The sequence below is a fragment of the Kocuria sp. JC486 genome, from assembly GCF_011602805.1.
GTDB classification, from domain to species: domain Bacteria; phylum Actinomycetota; class Actinomycetes; order Actinomycetales; family Micrococcaceae; genus Kocuria; species Kocuria soli.
On the sequence record NZ_JAAOZS010000033.1, the window covers coordinates 1 to 15855 of the forward strand.

At 69.2% G+C, this 15855-nt stretch carries 11 protein-coding genes and 1 tRNA gene; 3 read left to right on the top strand and 9 right to left on the bottom strand.

The window, feature by feature from the left end:
* Positions 1–72 precede the first annotated feature (72 nt).
* From GWK18_RS12175 to GWK18_RS12185, 3 genes are all read right to left on the bottom strand, one after another.
* Positions 73–615, bottom strand: coding sequence for an NUDIX hydrolase family protein (locus GWK18_RS12175; protein ID WP_123823587.1), 543 nt, complete (start codon positions 613–615; stop codon positions 73–75).
* Positions 616–686: 71 nt separating this feature from the next.
* Positions 687–1895 (bottom strand): glycoside hydrolase family 76 protein, encoded by a 1209-nt coding sequence (locus GWK18_RS12180; RefSeq protein ID WP_166835541.1) that lies wholly within the window; start codon positions 1893–1895, stop codon positions 687–689.
* A gap of 66 nt (positions 1896–1961) precedes the next feature.
* A complete protein-coding gene (locus GWK18_RS12185; RefSeq protein WP_348535950.1) occupies positions 1962–2918 on the bottom strand; it encodes a pseudouridine synthase in 957 nt (318 codons plus the stop codon).
* Between the two features lie 132 nt (positions 2919–3050).
* Between GWK18_RS12185 and idi the strand changes: the two genes are divergently transcribed.
* Positions 3051–3620, top strand: a complete 570-nt coding sequence (idi, locus tag GWK18_RS12190; protein WP_123823584.1) for an isopentenyl-diphosphate Delta-isomerase — start codon at positions 3051–3053, stop codon at positions 3618–3620.
* Between the two features lie 31 nt (positions 3621–3651).
* On the opposite strand, the gene GWK18_RS12195 is transcribed toward idi, so the two are convergent.
* The 6 genes from GWK18_RS12195 to tadA all read right to left on the bottom strand — a co-directional run bounded on the left by GWK18_RS12195 (position 3652) and on the right by tadA (position 13574).
* Positions 3652–8523, bottom strand: a complete 4872-nt coding sequence (locus GWK18_RS12195; protein ID WP_166835545.1) for an ATP-dependent helicase — start codon at positions 8521–8523, stop codon at positions 3652–3654.
* Positions 8516–9307: a DUF4232 domain-containing protein gene (locus tag GWK18_RS12200; protein WP_166835547.1), complete on the bottom strand. Its 792-nt coding sequence runs from the start codon at positions 9305–9307 to the stop codon at positions 8516–8518. Before GWK18_RS12200 ends, GWK18_RS12195 begins: the two co-directional genes overlap by 8 nt.
* 230 nt (positions 9308–9537) lie before the next feature.
* Entirely contained in the window at positions 9538–12429 is a 2892-nt protein-coding gene (locus GWK18_RS12205; RefSeq protein WP_348535951.1) for an FAD-binding and (Fe-S)-binding domain-containing protein, read from the bottom strand.
* On the bottom strand, positions 12426–12758 hold the full coding sequence (locus tag GWK18_RS12210) for a 2Fe-2S iron-sulfur cluster-binding protein (RefSeq protein WP_123823580.1): 333 nt from the start codon (positions 12756–12758) through the stop codon (positions 12426–12428). Before GWK18_RS12210 ends, GWK18_RS12205 begins: the two co-directional genes overlap by 4 nt.
* A 194-nt stretch (positions 12759–12952) precedes the next feature.
* Positions 12953–13042, bottom strand: a tRNA-Ser gene (locus tag GWK18_RS12215).
* 49 nt (positions 13043–13091) lie between these two features.
* Positions 13092–13574 carry a tRNA adenosine(34) deaminase TadA gene (gene tadA / locus GWK18_RS12220; protein WP_123823716.1) on the bottom strand — a complete coding sequence of 161 codons (483 nt, stop codon included), beginning with the start codon at positions 13572–13574 and terminating at the stop codon, positions 13092–13094.
* Positions 13575–13679: 105 nt separating this feature from the next.
* Here tadA and upp point away from each other — a divergent pair, with 105 nt between their 5' ends.
* Positions 13680–14315, top strand: a complete 636-nt coding sequence (gene upp / locus GWK18_RS12225; protein ID WP_166835551.1) for a uracil phosphoribosyltransferase — start codon at positions 13680–13682, stop codon at positions 14313–14315.
* 610 nt (positions 14316–14925) lie between these two features.
* A complete protein-coding gene (locus tag GWK18_RS12230; RefSeq protein WP_123823578.1) occupies positions 14926–15738 on the top strand; it encodes a winged helix-turn-helix domain-containing protein in 813 nt (270 codons plus the stop codon).
* The last annotated feature ends 117 nt before the right edge of the window (positions 15739–15855 follow it).

A 15855-nucleotide genomic window follows, 5' to 3' on the forward strand; every position in this document is an offset into this window, starting at 1 on the left:
CCACAGACCCCACACCGGCATCGGCGGCCAAACACCCTCACAACGCGTTCACAACGTCACGGGGAAGTACACCTAGCGGCCCCAGCCCACGTGGGCCAGGGCCTGTTCGACCAAGCGGCCCCGGCCACCCGTGAATTCCGCCTGGACGTCCGCTCCGAGGACTTCCTCCGGGGTCAGCCAGGACAGCTGGAGGGCGTCGGCGCGCGGGGAACATTCGCCGCGGACCGCAACCACGTAGTTCAGGGCGACCGCGTGTTGACGGTCGTCCGTGTACCCGGTTTCGGAGGGGTGCGGGAAGTATTCGGTCACGGAGAACGGCACCGTGGAGGCCGGGAGCTGGGGCATGGCCAGCGGACCCAGGTCCTTCTCCAGGTGCCGCAGGAGCGCGGCCCGAATGGTCTCCCGGTACAGCACCCGGCCGGAGACCAGGCTGCGCTCCAACTCGCCCGTCTCATTGGGCTGGAGCAACAACCCCACGTCGGTCACGCACCCCAACGGGTCCAGCTGCACCGGCACGGCCTGGACGTAGACCATCGGTAGACGACGCCGGGCCTCGCGGAGGTCGTCCTCGTCGAGCCAGCCTGGGTTGGGATCCGGGGTGCGTACTGAACTCATGGTTGTTTTCTACCTCATGCGCGCAGTGGTGGGGAGGGCAAGGGCCGCGTTCAGCGGTCAGCGCACGCTCGTCAGACGATCGGATCCAGCCGCGCCGCCGCCTCCAACGTGGTCCAGGCCTGGATCTGGGTGCCCAGTTCCACGGTCTTCCCGGCCGGCTGCGCCTCGTTGGCGTGCTTGAGCGGGTCGGGGGAGAAGATCACCTGCATGCGCTCCGGATCGGGCCTCGCCTGCGGATCGTTGAAGTCCAACTGCGGGTCGAACTCCCTGCGGCCTTCCCACAGAGCATCGGCGGTGTCCAGGACCAGACGTCGCGCCGTCCGGCGGGTGTTTTCGTCCAGGGCCGGGGACTCAGCGGCCTCCGCGAGGTAGCGGGCCAGGATGCCCGTGAACAGTCCGGCGTCACCCGAACCGTGGGTGCGCAGGACACGACGATCGCCCGCGTCCCTGCCGAACTCCCGATCGGCACCCGCCACGATCTCGGCGCCGAAGGCCGCCCACTCGGCACCTTCCTCGCCCTCGGAGCCTTCCGCGAGCTCCACGGCCGCCCCGAGCGCGGGTCCCGAGTTGTAGCTGTAGACCGCCTTCTCCAGCTTGGTGCCGGGCTTCCCGTCGTCGGTGGTGATGATGTTGAGACCGTCGTGGAACACGCACTTCTCCGGGTCCCAGAGCTTCTCCCGCAACCAGGTCAACAGGTTCGCCGACTCCTGGGGCGCACTGGTACGGCAGGCGATCAACGCCGCCGGGCCCGTGGTCGCGGTGTTCTTGTACTTGCGCTCGCGGGTCCAGAACATGCCGCCGTCCAGGTCGGTGGTGTGGGCGGCCCGAATGTCCTTGAGCAGGCGCGCACCCGCCGTCGTGACCCGCTTGGTGTCACCGCCCACGGACTCTTCCAAGTCCCGTAGCTGCCCCAGTGCCAGCATGAGCCAGGACATGTCGTCGTAGTAGTTGTTGAACACCACGCGTCCACCGCTGCGCAGAGTGACCGCCCGCAGGAGTTGGTGTGCTCGCTTGCGGGTGGCTTCCGAGTCCTGGCCGGTCTCCTCCTGCCGGTGAGCGGCGTCGACCAGGGCGTCCAGCAGATGCGCCTGCCACCAGTAGTGCCACGCGTTGGAGAACTGCGTGGGGTGGGGAAAGGCCACGGACCCGATCCAGGTTCCGGGGATGCCGAACAGCCGCCGACCGAACAGTTGCTGGACCGTTCGCGCGGCCAGCGCGGCCCGGACCCGGCGGTCGGTGGCTGCGTGGGGAACGAAGGATTCGGCGGCGTCCTGGCTCATGGGTCTCCTCGGCTGAGCGCGTGCTGAAAGCTCCGGTACCGCCGGTCTCCTGGATCCGGTGGCGGATCAGAGCGGCGACGGTCCCGGCGAGATCAGCGTAATCAGCCGACGGCGGCTGGTGAACTCGAGGTGCTCTCCCGTGACGGGGTGGACCACGGACAGGGTGCGGGCCAGCAGCTGCAAGGGGCGGGAGGTGTCGCCGGCGTCCCGTTCGACGACGACCGGGTACAGCGGATCCCAGCGGATCGGCATCCCGAGCGCGTTGAGGTGGACGCGTAGTTGATGGGTCTGGCCCGTTGTGGGGGTCAGGCGCAGCGCCGCCCAGGCGCCGTCGTCGTCCGTCCACGGGTCGGGCAGCAGCGGCTCGATGCCGGTCACCGCGTTGGCCGGGCCCTCGACCTCCCTGGCCTGGAGCACGCCCCGGTCCTTGACGATCCGGCTGGATCGGGAGCCGGGCAGGCCGTGCAGCGAGGTCCATCCGGGCGGAAGCCCGACGACCGCCTCGTAAGTCTTGGCCGTCCGTCGGTCCTGGAACTGACGCTGCATGGCGCCCCGAACACCCGGGTCCCGGGTGAACAGAAGTACCCCCGCCGTGTCCCGGTCCAGGCGGTGGGCAGGAGCCAGAGAGTGTTCGCCGCGGGTGCGGCGCAGGACCGTGAGCGCCGTCTGGGTCACGAAGGCTCCGCGCGGTGTGGTGGGGAGCCCGTGCGGCTTGTCGACGGCCAACAACCACTCGTCCTCGTGGAGCACCGGGAGGTCCTTGGGGAGCTCCGGCTCCTGGGGCAGCGGCCGGTGGTACCAGACGGAGCGACCCGCACAGGGGTCCTCGGCGTGCACTGGAGAGCCGTCCCCGAACACGATGCCCCCGGTCCGCAACAGTTCCTCCAGATGGACCTCGGAGCCGGGGAACCGGGCCTCCAAGTGATCCACCACGGATTCGGAGGAATCGGCTAGTCGCACCCGAACCGCGTCCACACCGGCGCGCGGCGGCAACGGGGACTGCGGAGGGCGACGGCGGGGCACGGCTCGATCCTGCCAGATCTCCAGTGGACGGGGTTGGAGAGAGGCAAAGATGCGCGGACGCCTCCACTCGGGCATCCTGGACGCGAGGCCCGGACGGCGGTGCCCGGAATCCTTCGGAAGGGCAGGCAACGAATGTCAAAGGCACCCAGCGGTCGGTCCCAGACGGTCGAGCAGGTCGTGCTGCTGGACGCTGCGCACCACCCGATCGGTACGGCACCCAAGGCCACCGTGCACACGACCGAGACCCCGCTGCACCTCGCCTTCTCCTGCTGGATCCTGGACGACGACGGCCGCGTCCTGCTCACCCGCCGCGCCCTGGGCAAGAAGACCTGGCCCGGGGTCTGGACCAACTCGTTCTGCGGCCACCCTGCACCCGGTGAGGCCTTCCCGGAGGCGATCACCCGCCGGGCCGCGCAGGAACTGGGCATGCGGATCACCGAGCTGACGGAAGTCCTGCCGGAGTTCTCCTACCGTGCCGTGGACGCCTCGGGCATCGTGGAGAACGAGTTCTGCCCCGTCTGGATCGCACGAGCTGCGTCGTCCCCCGAGCCGCAGCCCTCGGAGATCGCGGAGATCACCTGGTCCGACGCCGGGGACCTGCTCACGGCGGCCCGTGGCCTGCCGCGGGTGTTCAGCCCCTGGTTGGTGGAGGAGATCGCAGAGCCCCGACTCCAGACGGCGCTCGGAATCACCGGAGGCTGACCGCCGCAGCACGCCTCCAACGAGCAGCCGCTCAGACGCGCCGGTGCAGTCGCAGACCCTTGGGAGTGGTGGAGAACCCCGCCAGCACCAGAGCCTCCCTCACCGTGGTCTCCAACGCCCCGGGGCCGAGGATCTCGTGCCCGTTGACCTTCTCCACGGTCAACTTCTCCGCAGCACCGGCGTGCACCAGGTCCGCCACGGCGGGGGCGCCCAACCGGATGCGCGCGGGGTCGTCGTCGAACACCAGGACGGTGCGGCCCCCACGTTCGAAGTACAGCACCGGTGAACCGTCCACGGAGACCACGACGGCGCCTGCCTTGCGTCCCGGACGATGCCGACTGTTCGGCTGGTCCGGGCCGGACACGTCCGCCCTCAGTACGTCCGGCCACGGCAGGGTCGCGCCCCACGGGTTGGCGGGATCGGTGGCGGCAAGGGCCAGGACCACGGGATCCCGGGGTCTGGTGCGGGCCTGCTCGTCGTCGGCGAAGCTGCGCAGCCTGTCCACCGTTGCCGACTGGGCGAACTGGGCGGCGCCCAGTCCCTCGATGAAGTACCCGCGGCGGGTCTGCCCGGCATCCTCGAGGGTCGACAGCACGCGGTAGATCCCCGCGAAGCCTCCCGGCAGGTCTTCGGCCTCCACGGCGCCCCGGGTCAGGACTCCGTAACGGTCCAGGAGGAGTTCGGCGGTGGCTCCCGCCCGCACGGTGGGTTCGAGCGGTTGGGGAGCCAACAGGGACCAACGACCGGAGGCCTGCAGGTCTGCGGTGGCCCGCGGGCCGTGCGCTGCGGTCGCCGGTGCCCCGCGGCGCAGACGGGCCGCGCCGCGCCGTGCCGACGAACGGGCGTTCGGTGTCCGGGCGCGTTGTTTGTGCGCACCACCACCACCGGAGACCAGGGCCCGGACCGGCGTGAACGTGTCGTTGGTGATCAGCCCGGCCCAGACCAGGTCCCACAGGGCGGCCGTCAGATCCGGCATCGCCGCAGCCTGTCCACGGTCACTCAGCGCGGTGACCAGCTGGTGGCTGAAACGCGCGGCGCCGTCGGAGAGGACGGACAGGACAGCGGCTTGCAGCTCGTCCGCGGCCCCGGCCGCTCTGGCCTTCAACTCGGGGAGGGGCGGCAAGGTCAGTTCCTGGGACTCGGCCAGATGCAGTGCCAACCAGCCGTCGTCGCCACTGAGGGAACCGGCCCCGGACCACACGACTTCCCCCGCGGCCAACTGCTCGTCCAGCAGCTCGGGGGAGTAGTCCGCGATGCGCGAGCGCAGAATCAACGGTTCCAAGGCGCTGGCCGGTAGCGGCAGGCCACCGAGCTGGTCGATGACGGTCAGCAACCCGTCGGTTCCGCGCACCTGCGCGTCCGGGCCCACGTACTGCCAAGGCGGCAGGAAACGCGCGTACACCTCGGCCGCCACAGGTTCCACCTGCTCCCGCATCGCGGCCAGGGAACGACGACGGATCCGGTGCAGCACGTCCTTCTCGCACCATTCCGTCTCCTGACGGCGGACCGTCCCGGGAGCGGGGGAACCGGCGGCCACACCCGCGGTTTCCCCGTTGGTCGATGCGATGGACGGCGCGGCCTCGACCGGACGGAACTCGCCTTCCACCACGCGCCGCTGTGTCGACAGGTGCTCGAGTGCGGCCTGCACCACGGCAACGCCCAGGCCCGTACCGGTGGCCGCCTCGGCGGCGGTGAACGGGCCGTGGGTGCGGGCGAAGCGGCCGACCAGGTCCCCCACGGGATCGGCGACCGGGTCCAGGAAGGCGACCGGGACGCCGTGCGGAACGGGAGCGCCCAAGCCGTCGCGCAGCCGGGCGGCGTCTTCGACCGCGGCGAGCTTGGTCTCACCGCCGATCCTGACGGTGAACGCCCTGCGGTCCCGGATCAGGTCCTCGGCCCAGGGCGACACGGTGTCGACGGGCAGGCCGCCGTTCGCCTGGGCGGTGGCGCCGTCGTCGTCGTCAACACCGGGTTCGCGATCCGGGTCGCGCAGGCGCAAGGCGGCTTGTTTCAGGGTCAGCGGGCCGAGCAGCCGCAGGAGATCCGCGAGCCCCTCCGGTCCCTTCAGGCGTCGATCGGGGGTGAGGTGCTGCAACTCGGCCTCGGCCCGGGCGATGACCTCCGCGTCCAGCAATTCCCGGAGCTGGGCGCGGCCCAGCAGTTCGGCCAGCAGGTCCGTGTCCAGGGAAAGGATCGCGGCCTTGCGCTCGGCCAGCGGGGAGTCGCCTTCGTAGATGAACTGGCCCAGGTAGCCGAACAGCAGGGTCTTGGCGAAGGCCGAGGGAGTCTCCGTGGTGGTTTCCACCACCCGGATGGTCCGCCGCGAGATTTCCCGGTGCAGCTCCTGCAGCGCGGGCAGGTCGTAGACGTCCTGGAGGCATTCGCGGATGGTTTCCAGGACGATCGGGAACTGGGGGAACCTGCGTGCGACGTCCAACAGCTGCGCGGATCGCTGCCGCTGCTGCCACAGCGGCGTTCGCCGACCGGGATCGCGGCGCGGAAGGAGCAAGGCCCGGGCTGCGCATTCCCGGAACCGCGAGGCGAACAGGGCGGAGGAGCCCACCTGCTCGGTCACGATCTGCTCGAGTTCCTCCGGGTCGAACAGGAACAGCTCCGCCCCGGGAGGTTCGTCCTCGGTGAGGGGGATGCGCAGCACGATTCCGTCGTCAGAGGCCTGGGCAGCACCGTCCAGGCCCCAACGCTCCTCGATCCGCGCCCCGACGGCCAACGCCCACGGGGCGTGGACCTGCAACCCGAACGGGGAGTGCAGCACCACGCGCCAGTCCCCGAGCTCGTCGTGGAAGCGCTCGAGGACCAGCATCCTGTCCGTGGGCACGTGACCCACGTTCTCGCGCATCTCGGCCAGGTAGGCACGCAAGTTGTCCTGTGCCCATTCGTCCAGACCGTCGGCCTCCAGCCGCTGGGCGAAGTCCTCCGGAGCGGCCCCGGCCATCTCGCGCAGGAAGGCACCCTGGGCGCGGCCCAGTTCCGCCGGGCGGCCCAGACCGTCGCCGTGCCAGAACGGCAGTTTCCCCGCCTGACCGGGGGCAGGGGTGACCGTGACGCGGTCGTGGGTGATCTCCTCGATCCGCCACGACGACGCACCGAGCGCGATGACGTCCCCGGTCCGGGATTCGTAGACCATCTCCTCGTCCAGCTCACCCACGCGTTTGGGCGCCTTCTCGTCCGCCCCGCCCACCAGGTGGACGGGGAACAGACCCCGGTCCGGGATGGTCCCGCCGGAGGTCACGGCCAGGCGTTGCGCCCCCGGCCGGGCCGTCAACGTGCCTTCCTCACGGTCCCAGACCACGCGTGGGCGCAACTGGGCGAAGTCGTCGGACGGGTAACGCCCCGACACCAGGTCCAGGACGGCGTCGAAGGCCCCGCGCGGCAGCCCCAGGAAGGGAGCCGCGCGGCGGACGGTGTCCCACCAGTCCTCCACGTTCACGGGTTCCAGGGCGCAGGCGGCCACCGTCTGCTGACACAGGACGTCCAGGGGATTGGCGGGGACGTGCAGGGATTCCACGTTGCCGGCCACCATCTGCTCCACGGTCACGGCCGCGTCCAGCAGGTCACCGCGGTGTTTGGGGAACAGCTTCCCGACCGAGACTTCGCCCACCTGGTGTCCGGCGCGTCCCACGCGTTGCAGACCCGAGGCGGCCGAGGGCGGGGACTCGATCTGCACCACCAGGTCCACGGCACCCATGTCGATGCCCAGTTCCAAGGAGCTGGTGGCCACCACGCACCGCAACTGTCCGCTCTTGAGGTCCTCTTCGATCAGAGTGCGTTGGTCCTTGGAGACCGAACCGTGGTGCGCCCTCGCCAGCACCGGGGCGGCACCTTCGTACCGGCCGGTCTGTCGGGCGGGCCCGGGACCGTCCTCCCCGGGGGCCCCACCGTCGTCGTTCCCGGGGGTGTGCTCCACACGGAAGGCGTGGATCTCGTTGAGGCGCGCGGTCAGCTTCTCCGCCAAGCCGCGTGAATTGGCGAACACGATGGTCGAGCGGTGCGCCTCCACCAGGTCGACCACACGCTCCTCCACGTGGGGCCAGATCGAGGCCACGTTGGCGGGTTCGTCCTCCACGGCGGCGTCCCCGAAGGCGGCCCCGTCCAGGGACGACGACGCGCTGGGCCCGCCCAGGACGGTCATGTCCGGCACCGGAACGCTGACCGTGAGGTCCCACCGCTTCTCGGACTCCGGGCGGACCACGCTCACGGGCTCCCGTCCGCCCAGGAACCGGGTCACGGTCTCCACCGGTTCCACCGTCGCGGACAGCCCGATGCGCTGCACGGGCTTGTCCAGCAAGTCGTCCAGGCGTTCCAGGGACAGCGCAAGATGCGCGCCCCGTTTGGTTCCCGCCACCGCGTGGATCTCGTCGATGATCACGGTCTCCACGTGTTCCAGGGCCTTGCGGGCCTTGGACGTGAGCATCAGGTACAACGACTCGGGGGTGGTGATCAGGATGTCCGGGGGAGAGGCGATCAGGGCCCGCCTGATCGCTTGTGGTGTGTCACCCGAGCGCACGCCCGTGGACACCTCGGGCGGTTCGATCCCCATGCGGCGGGCGGTCTGGGTGATGCCGATCAGCGGAGAACGCAGGTTGCGTTCCACGTCCACGCCCAGAGCCTTCAGCGGGGAGATGTAGAGCACCTTGGTCCCTCGGGTCGGCTCTGCCGAGTCTCCCTCCCGCCGGGTCATCAGCCTGTCGATGCCCCACAGGAAGGCGGAGAGGGTCTTGCCCGAACCCGTGGGGGCTACCACCAGGGTGTGCTGCCCGTCCGCGATGGCGTTCCAGGCACCCTCCTGGGCGCGGGTGGGCGCGGTGAACGCACCCGTAAACCAAGCCCTGGTGGGTTCCGAGAACCTGCCGAGGGCGGTGCCGTGTACTGCTGGATCAGACACCGAAGCCCTGGACCTCCAACTGTGCGATCTTGGGGTCCCCACAGGCCTGGGTTTCGTACGGGATGCTCAACGACGTGTAGCTCTCCGGCGGGTAGACCACCAACGCCGCCGTGGTGTGCGGATTGCAGACCTGCCCGTGGTTCCGGGCGTTGCTCTGCTTGAGCTGCGCCGTGGCGGACTCACCCGGCAATACCGTGACCGCCGACCCGGAGGTTCCCGACCTGGTGGCGGGGACACCGATGATCTCACCGGAGGCATCGGCGAAGGACACACCGGGGTAACCGGAGAGCTCGCAGGCCTGGTCGCCGTCGTTGGTCAGGGTGAGGTCCAGGATCACGGAGCCCGCGGCCCCCTGCTGCGGGCTGACCGCACCGGAGAGGTCGGTGGCCCGGCAGGCCTCTACGGACGCCACGGATCCGCCTGGCTGTTCACCCGCGGCCGGGTGGGACGGTTCAGACGACGACGGCGACGCCGTGCCCGTGGGCTCGGCCGCAGCCGGCGGTTCGGACACGGAGTCCGACTCGGTGGCAGTGGTTGGTTCGGAGGCTGTCGCGGAGGCAGGGGCCGACGGGGAATCAGTGGCCGGGGAACCCGTCGAGCTCGGCGTTGCCTCACCTGTCTGCCCGGACGTGGCCTCCGGGGAGGAGGTTGCGGTGCTCGGTTGGCCGCTCGCCTCGGGGGCGGAGGAGCTGCCACCGTCGTCGGATCCACCGCATCCGGCCAGCACCAAGGCACCGGCCAGGGCCAGGACGGACAACGCTGCTCGGTGTTTGTGGACGGACATGGCACTCCTGCGGGGGACAGGACCGGAGGTGACCCGGTGGGGTTCGGCGCAACGGTACGTGCGCTTGACCTCATCGTAGGACGGCCCACCGACAGCTCAGAGGGCGATCCCCGCAACCGCGGTTGCAGACAGGGCCACGGCTCCAGGACACCCGGGAGCCGACCGCGCGTCTTCGGCTCCCGGGTGGTCGGCTCCCGGGTGGTCGTGGCGAGTCCCGATCAGTGCCCCGGTCAGGTCCCGGTGGACAGGGCCGACCGCAGGACTTCCGCCAGGGTCAGGCCTTCGGCTTCCGTGCCCTGACTGATCTGGGTGCGGCAGGAGAAGCCGTCGGCCAGGATCAGCGTTCCGTCGGCGGCCGCGCGGATCTTGGGGAATAGTTCGCGCTCGCCGAGGGTGCGGGAGACCTCCAGGTGCCCGGGTTCGAACCCGAAGTTGCCGGCCAGCCCGCAGCACCCGCCGCCGACCACGTCCACGTCCACTCCCAGCTTGTCCAGCACCTTGAGCTCGGGGTCGTAACCGAGCATGGACTTCTGGTGGCAGTGCACCTGGCACACGGCCTCGGCGGAGTGTCCCTCGACCTCCAGGGTGCCGAAGGGCCACTGGCCACCGGCATCCAGGTGATCGGCCACGAACTTCCCCAGGGTCACGGTCCGTTCCGACAGGGTCTTGGCCCGCGGATCCCCGGGCAACAGCTCGGTGATCTCGTCCTGGAGCATCACGGTGCAGGAGGGTTCCAGGCCCACCACGGGGTAGCCCGCTTCCAGCAGGGGCTCCATCACTCCCAGCGTCCGTGCGACCTCCCGTTTGAGGGCGTCCAGCTGACCGGTCGAGTGCCAGGTCATCCCGCAGCACACGTCGCCCATGGGCATGAGCACGCGGTACCCCATGGCTTCCAGAACTTCCACGGCCGCCTTGCCGGGGCCGTCGCTCATGAAGTTCGTCCAGGAGTCCGGCCACAGCACCACGGACGGGCGGCCCTGGGGGTCCTCCCCGGGGCGCAGGTCGTCACCGGCTGTCTTGGCGCGCTTCCTGAACCAGGAGGCCAGCGGCTTGTCCGCGAAGGTGATCATGTCCCGCTGGGTCTCCACCCCGCCGAGCTTCATGACGGTCTTCTGCAGGGGTTTGACGCTCATGGCGGCGTTGGCCAGCGTGGGGACTCCAGGCACCAGGTTCATCAACCGCGCCAGCACGGGCAGCCAGCCCATGACGGCGTGGGCCATGGGGCGGCGGTTACGGCCCACGAAGCTACGCAACCCTTCACCGTAGTGATGGTGCAGGAATTCGGACTTGTACGTGGCCATGTCCACGTTGACGGGGCATTCCGTGGCGCAGGCCTTGCAGGACAGGCAGAGATCCAGGGCCTCGAGGGTCTCCTTGGACTTCCAGCCGTCCTTGAGGTTTTCACCGCGCAACATCTCCGCCAGGGAACGCATGCGTCCACGGGTCGAGTGAACCTCGTCCTTGGTGGCCACGAACGACGGGCACATGGCACCGACGTCGGACCGGCAGGCACCCACGCCCACGCAACGGTTCAGCGCCCCGGCCACCGACCCGCCGTCGTGGGAGAACGCGTGCACCGGAGTCAGGTCGAACTTCCGCGCGCCGGGCCCGGGGCGGATGCCCTGGTCGATGGGTTCGGGATCCACCACAACCCCCGGGTTGAACAGGCCGTCCGGGTCGAACACGCGCTTGAATTCGCGGAAGGCCTGTAGGGCTTCCGGCGAGTAGATCGTGGACAGCAGGGCCGATCGGGCTCGACCGTCGCCGTGTTCACCGGACACCGAGCCGCCGTAGCGGTGGACCAGCTTGGCCGCACGGTCGATGAACGTCCGGTAGACCTCGACCCCGGACTCCGTGGCGAAGTCGAAGGAGATGCGGATGTGCACGCATCCCTCGCCGAAGTGCCCGAACGGGATACCCCGCAGGTCTAGGTCGGCCAGTAGGGCGTACAGGTCCCGCAGGTAGTCACCCAGGTGCTCGGGGGGTACAGCGGAGTCCTCCCACCCGGGCCACGCCTCACCGCCGTCGGGCAACCGGGTCACGATTCCCGCGCTGGCCTCGCGGATCCGCCACAGGGCGCGGACCTCGGCCGGATCCGTGACGACGACGGCGTTGCGCACCGTGACCTTGCCTGCCGCGTCCACGATGCCGCGGATTTCGTGTGCGCGGGCCTCGGCCGCCTCAAGGGTCTCGCCGCCGACCTCGCAGTACAACCAGCCACCACCCTCGGGCAGCTCCTGGCCGGCGTCCTCCTGCCCGGGGCGCATCCGCAGCGCGTCGAGCAGGTCACCGCCCATGCCTTCGATGGTTGCCACGTCCCGGACGCGCAGAGCCGGGGCGGCGCTCGCGGCGTCGAACGAATCGTCGAAGCTGAGCACTGCCAGGGCCGTCTGGGCGGGCTTGCGTACGAGCTGCACGGTCATGCGGGTGATCACGCCGCAGGTGCCTTCGGTTCCGGCGAAGGCCTTGGCGACGTCGAAGCCGTTTTCCTCCAGGAGGTAGTGGAGTCCGTAGCCGGAGACCTGCCGGGGGAACTGGCCGAGCTCGGTGCGCAACATGGCCCGGTGGTTGTCCCGGATCCCGGTGAGCGCTTCGGTCAGGGCCTGCTCGCTGGAGCCTCCGGCCTTCAGCTCGACCTCGCGACCGTCGGCGAGCATGACGGTGACGGCGACCAGGTTCTCGGCCGAGGTGCCCCAGGCCACCGAGTGTGATCCGCACGCGTTGTTGGCCACCATGCCGCCGATCGTGCAGCGGCTGTGGGTGGACGGGTCCGGCCCGTAGGTCAGACCGTGTTCCGCCGCGGCGTCGCGGAGCTGATCGCAGATCACGCCGGGTTCGATCACCGCGGTTGCGGTTTCCGGGTCGATCGACAGGATGCGGTTGAAGTGGCGGGACGTGTCGATGACCAGGCCGTCACCGATCGCGTTGCCCGCCACGGACGTCCCGCCGCCGCGGGAGACCACGGGCCAGCCCTTCTCCCGGGCCAGGGTCAACAACTCACGGATCTCCTCGACCGAACGTGGCTCGGCCACGGCAGCCGGCATCCGCCGGTAGATCGAGGCGTCCGAGATGTAGGCCGCGCGGGTCGTCAGGTCCTCGCGCAGCAAGGCCGTGCTGCTCACCACTCCGGCGCGATGGTGACTTCGGCGCCGTTCAGCTCCTCCGACCACTCGACCTGGCAGGTCAGCCGGGAGTCCTCGTGCCGGGTGTCGTCGAGCATGTCCAGGACATCCTCTTCCTCGTCACCGATCGGCGAGTTCGCGGTGGCCGTGGCGGCGGAAGCGCCCAGGTAGCAGTGGCAGGTGGAGCACGATGCGTTGCCGCCACAGGTGGCCAGAATGGGGAACTTGTTGCGGGTCAACGCCTCCATGAGGGACTCGCTGCTGTTCCATTCGACCCCCTCGGTGCGGGTGCCGTCGCGGTCGATGACGTTCACGGTGATGCTGCTCATGGGCGTGTTCCTCCTGGCGTTCCCTGGCGGGTCCGCGGTGTGGGGATTTGGTTCGCGGCCATTCTAGGACCCCTCCGGGTGCCGGTTCGTTCAGGGTTTCTCCGGATTGCACGGCCCCCGGAACTCAACCAGGTCGGGGCACGACGAAGGCCCCCGCTGTCCCGTGATTCCGGGGCTGCAGGGGCCTTCGTGGCTGGCGGTGACGGAGGGATTTGAACCCTCGTTGGCTTTTACACCAAACATCATTTCGAGTGATGCACCTTCGGCCGCTCGGACACGTCACCAGCGCGAGAATCGTAGCCGAGCGGGCTGGGAGCATCAAAATCTGGGGCCTCATGCGCCCCTGTGTTCGCGAAAGAATGCCCGGATGGGTTCGGCGCACTCCTCAGCGAGTACGCCGCCGTGCACCTCGGTCCAATGATTCAACGAGGGGTGCCGAACCACGTCCATGACGGAACCGCACGCCCCGGCCTTCGGGTCCCAGGCGCCCAGCACGATCCGAGGCACCCGAGCGAGCACAGCGGCGCCGGCACACATGGCGCAGGGTTCGAGCGTGACCACCAGCGTGCAGTCCTCCAACCGCCACCGGCCGAGCCGACCCGCGGCCTCCCGGAGTGCGATCACTTCGGCGTGGGCCGTGGGATCGTGGTCGGCTTCCCGTCGGTTGTACCCGCGGCCGACCACCTCGCCGTCGTTGTTGCGGACCACGACGGCGCCGATGGGTACGTCCCCTGAGTCTCTCGCCCCTTCGGCCACGTGAAGGGCCGTCCTCATCCACTGTGCGTGGGCGGAGTGCATCCCGTGGTGCGGTGGCATCGGGGCCATGGGTCACCTTCTTCGTGAAGTGGCGGTGGTGGAGTCTCAGTGGGGCGGTTGACCTGGCGGGGGTCCGGGGTGGCAGTGCTCTGCTAATTTTGCGGCATGCGCGTCACAGTCCTGGACCACCCTCTCGTTGCCCACAAGCTCACCGTCCTCCGCGACCGGAAGACACCGTCACCCGTATTCCGACAGTTGGTCGAGGAACTGGTGACCCTCATTGCGTACGAGGCCACGCGGGAGGCCCGTGTGGAGCCGGTCGAGGTCACCACCCCCGTCGCCACCGCCACGGGCACCGCGCTGAGCACCCCGCGCCCGTTGGTCGTCCCCATCCTCCGCGCCGGTCTGGGCATGTTGGAGGGCATGACGCGGCTGGTCCCCACGGCTGAGGTCGGATTCCTGGGGATGGCCCGCAACGAAGAGACCCTGGACATCGTGACCTACGCGGAGCGGCTGCCGGAGGATCTCACCGGCCGCCAGGTCTACGTCCTGGATCCGATGCTGGCCACGGGCGGCACCCTGGTGGAGGCCATCAAGTTCTTGCGCAAGCGCGGGGCGGCCGAAGTCACCTGCCTCTGCCTGCTCGCCGCTCCTGAAGGACTGGAAGCCCTGGAGGCCAAGCTGGACGACGACGACGTGCACGTCGTCCTGGCTGCCGTGGACGAAAAGCTCGACGAGAAGGCCTACATCATTCCGGGCCTGGGTGATGCGGGGGACCGGCTCTACGGAGTGGTCGACTGAGCGCCGCTCGCACTCTGGGCAACGGATGAACGGACCGGGCCCGCTGGGGGCCATGGTCCCCTGCAGGCCCGGGCGAGCACACGCTGCGGGGAAGGCCGTCTCTCGACACCGAGGGGCGGCCTTTGTGCTGCCATCGCTGGGTTCAGCCTGGCGACCACAAGAGGTGGTGAGTGAGCAAACCTACTCATGCGTATCTCGAATAGTGAGATGCGCATGGTCCACTCGGCAACTCGTTGACTTCAGATCAAGTGTTTGCTAGTCCGCCAATTCAGTCGGAGAATCGCTGGCTTTCAGTGCAAATGCCCCCAGAAAGGCGATACCGAGCGACCCGGATAAACCAGCCTTTGATGACTGATGCGACCAAAGTGTCGATTTTCAGCTCAAAGTCTCATTATGTGAGACGTTGACACGATTGTTACTTGATCTATCTGGGTGAATCGCGGGAAGATGTCCGTGCCGCTTTCAGTGTGTACCCAGGTTTCGGTGCTGAGGCGAACGTCTTGCTTGTGGGAGAGCTAGGGCGACTTGAGGCAGACGAGCAGCGGCATACCGGCTTGACCTTCTTGTCGGTGGTGGGCTCCGTGAGCCCCGAAGGATTCGAGGAGCAGTTATGGCGGGTGCCCCCGGCTACGTGCATATTTCGCAGCGAAACAGGGCGGCTGCGGTTCGCCATCAGAGTGCTCTCGCCGAAGGTGCTGTGCCGGGTCAACGCCCGGTTGCACGCCCCACCGTGCGTTCTGCGGTCAACGGACAGCCCGGAGACGTGCATGCCGACCGCCGACTCGCCCCGCAGGAGTCCACCGGTGCCACTCCCGGTAGTGAAGCCCGGGGGTTCGTGCTCTACGTGGGTCTGGACGAGACCAAAGCCGCTCAGGACGGAACCACGCTGGTCGAGGTCGTCCAGCATCTCCGTCGCGCAGTGGGGGAGCTCTCGCCCCAGGCAGAAACCTACGCCGCCGTCGCACTGGCCCAGACCGGTGCCCTCGGAACCGATCTTGAGGTCGTGCGGAACGCGCTCGGCGATCCAACCTCGGGTGAACAGCGCACAGAACCGGCACCGCCGCTGGTTCGCCAGAATCCTGAAACCCGTGCCTCGCAGTCGGCAGGCGTTCTCATCGACTTGTCCCGCCGGGAAGTTCTGCTCGACGGCGACATCCTGAACCTCACGTACAAAGAGTTCGAGCTGCTCAACTACCTGGTGGAGAACGGCTCCCGCACGGTCGGGCGCGGGGAACTCATCGGCAGTCTCTGGTGCGACGCCGAGGAGACTCCCAACGAACGCACGATCGACGTACACATCCGGCGCCTGCGCTCCAAGCTCGGTCGTCTGGCGAACACCGTGCGCACGGTGCGGGGCCAGGGCTACCGGTTCTACGACCACCCCGAGGTGGTTGTCTGGGCCGCCCCCGAATACTCGATCTGACCGGCGCTCCCGCCGATTCACGACGGGGCCTTCCCCCCCCCGCCGGGGGGGGGGCCGCCGCCCGCTCGTGGGGACATGGCGCCACGTGTGCGGCGCGGGCGGGGGGCCCCCCTGGGG

What these genes read in the sequence shown, in the direction of transcription:
- GWK18_RS12175 (WP_123823587.1), bottom strand. Translation starts at nt 615, where the DNA reads ATGAGTTCAGTACGCACCCCGGATCCCAACCCAGGCTGGCTCGACGAG.
- GWK18_RS12180 (WP_166835541.1), bottom strand. Translation starts at nt 1,895, where the DNA reads ATGAGCCAGGACGCCGCCGAATCCTTCGTTCCCCACGCAGCCACCGAC.
- idi (WP_123823584.1), top strand. Translation starts at nt 3,051, where the DNA reads ATGTCAAAGGCACCCAGCGGTCGGTCCCAGACGGTCGAGCAGGTCGTG.
- GWK18_RS12200 (WP_166835547.1), bottom strand. Translation starts at nt 9,307, where the DNA reads ATGTCCGTCCACAAACACCGAGCAGCGTTGTCCGTCCTGGCCCTGGCC.
- GWK18_RS12210 (WP_123823580.1), bottom strand. Translation starts at nt 12,758, where the DNA reads ATGAGCAGCATCACCGTGAACGTCATCGACCGCGACGGCACCCGCACC.
- tadA (WP_123823716.1), bottom strand. Translation starts at nt 13,574, where the DNA reads ATGCCACCGCACCACGGGATGCACTCCGCCCACGCACAGTGGATGAGG.
- upp (WP_166835551.1), top strand. Translation starts at nt 13,680, where the DNA reads ATGCGCGTCACAGTCCTGGACCACCCTCTCGTTGCCCACAAGCTCACC.
- GWK18_RS12230 (WP_123823578.1), top strand. Translation starts at nt 14,926, where the DNA reads ATGGCGGGTGCCCCCGGCTACGTGCATATTTCGCAGCGAAACAGGGCG.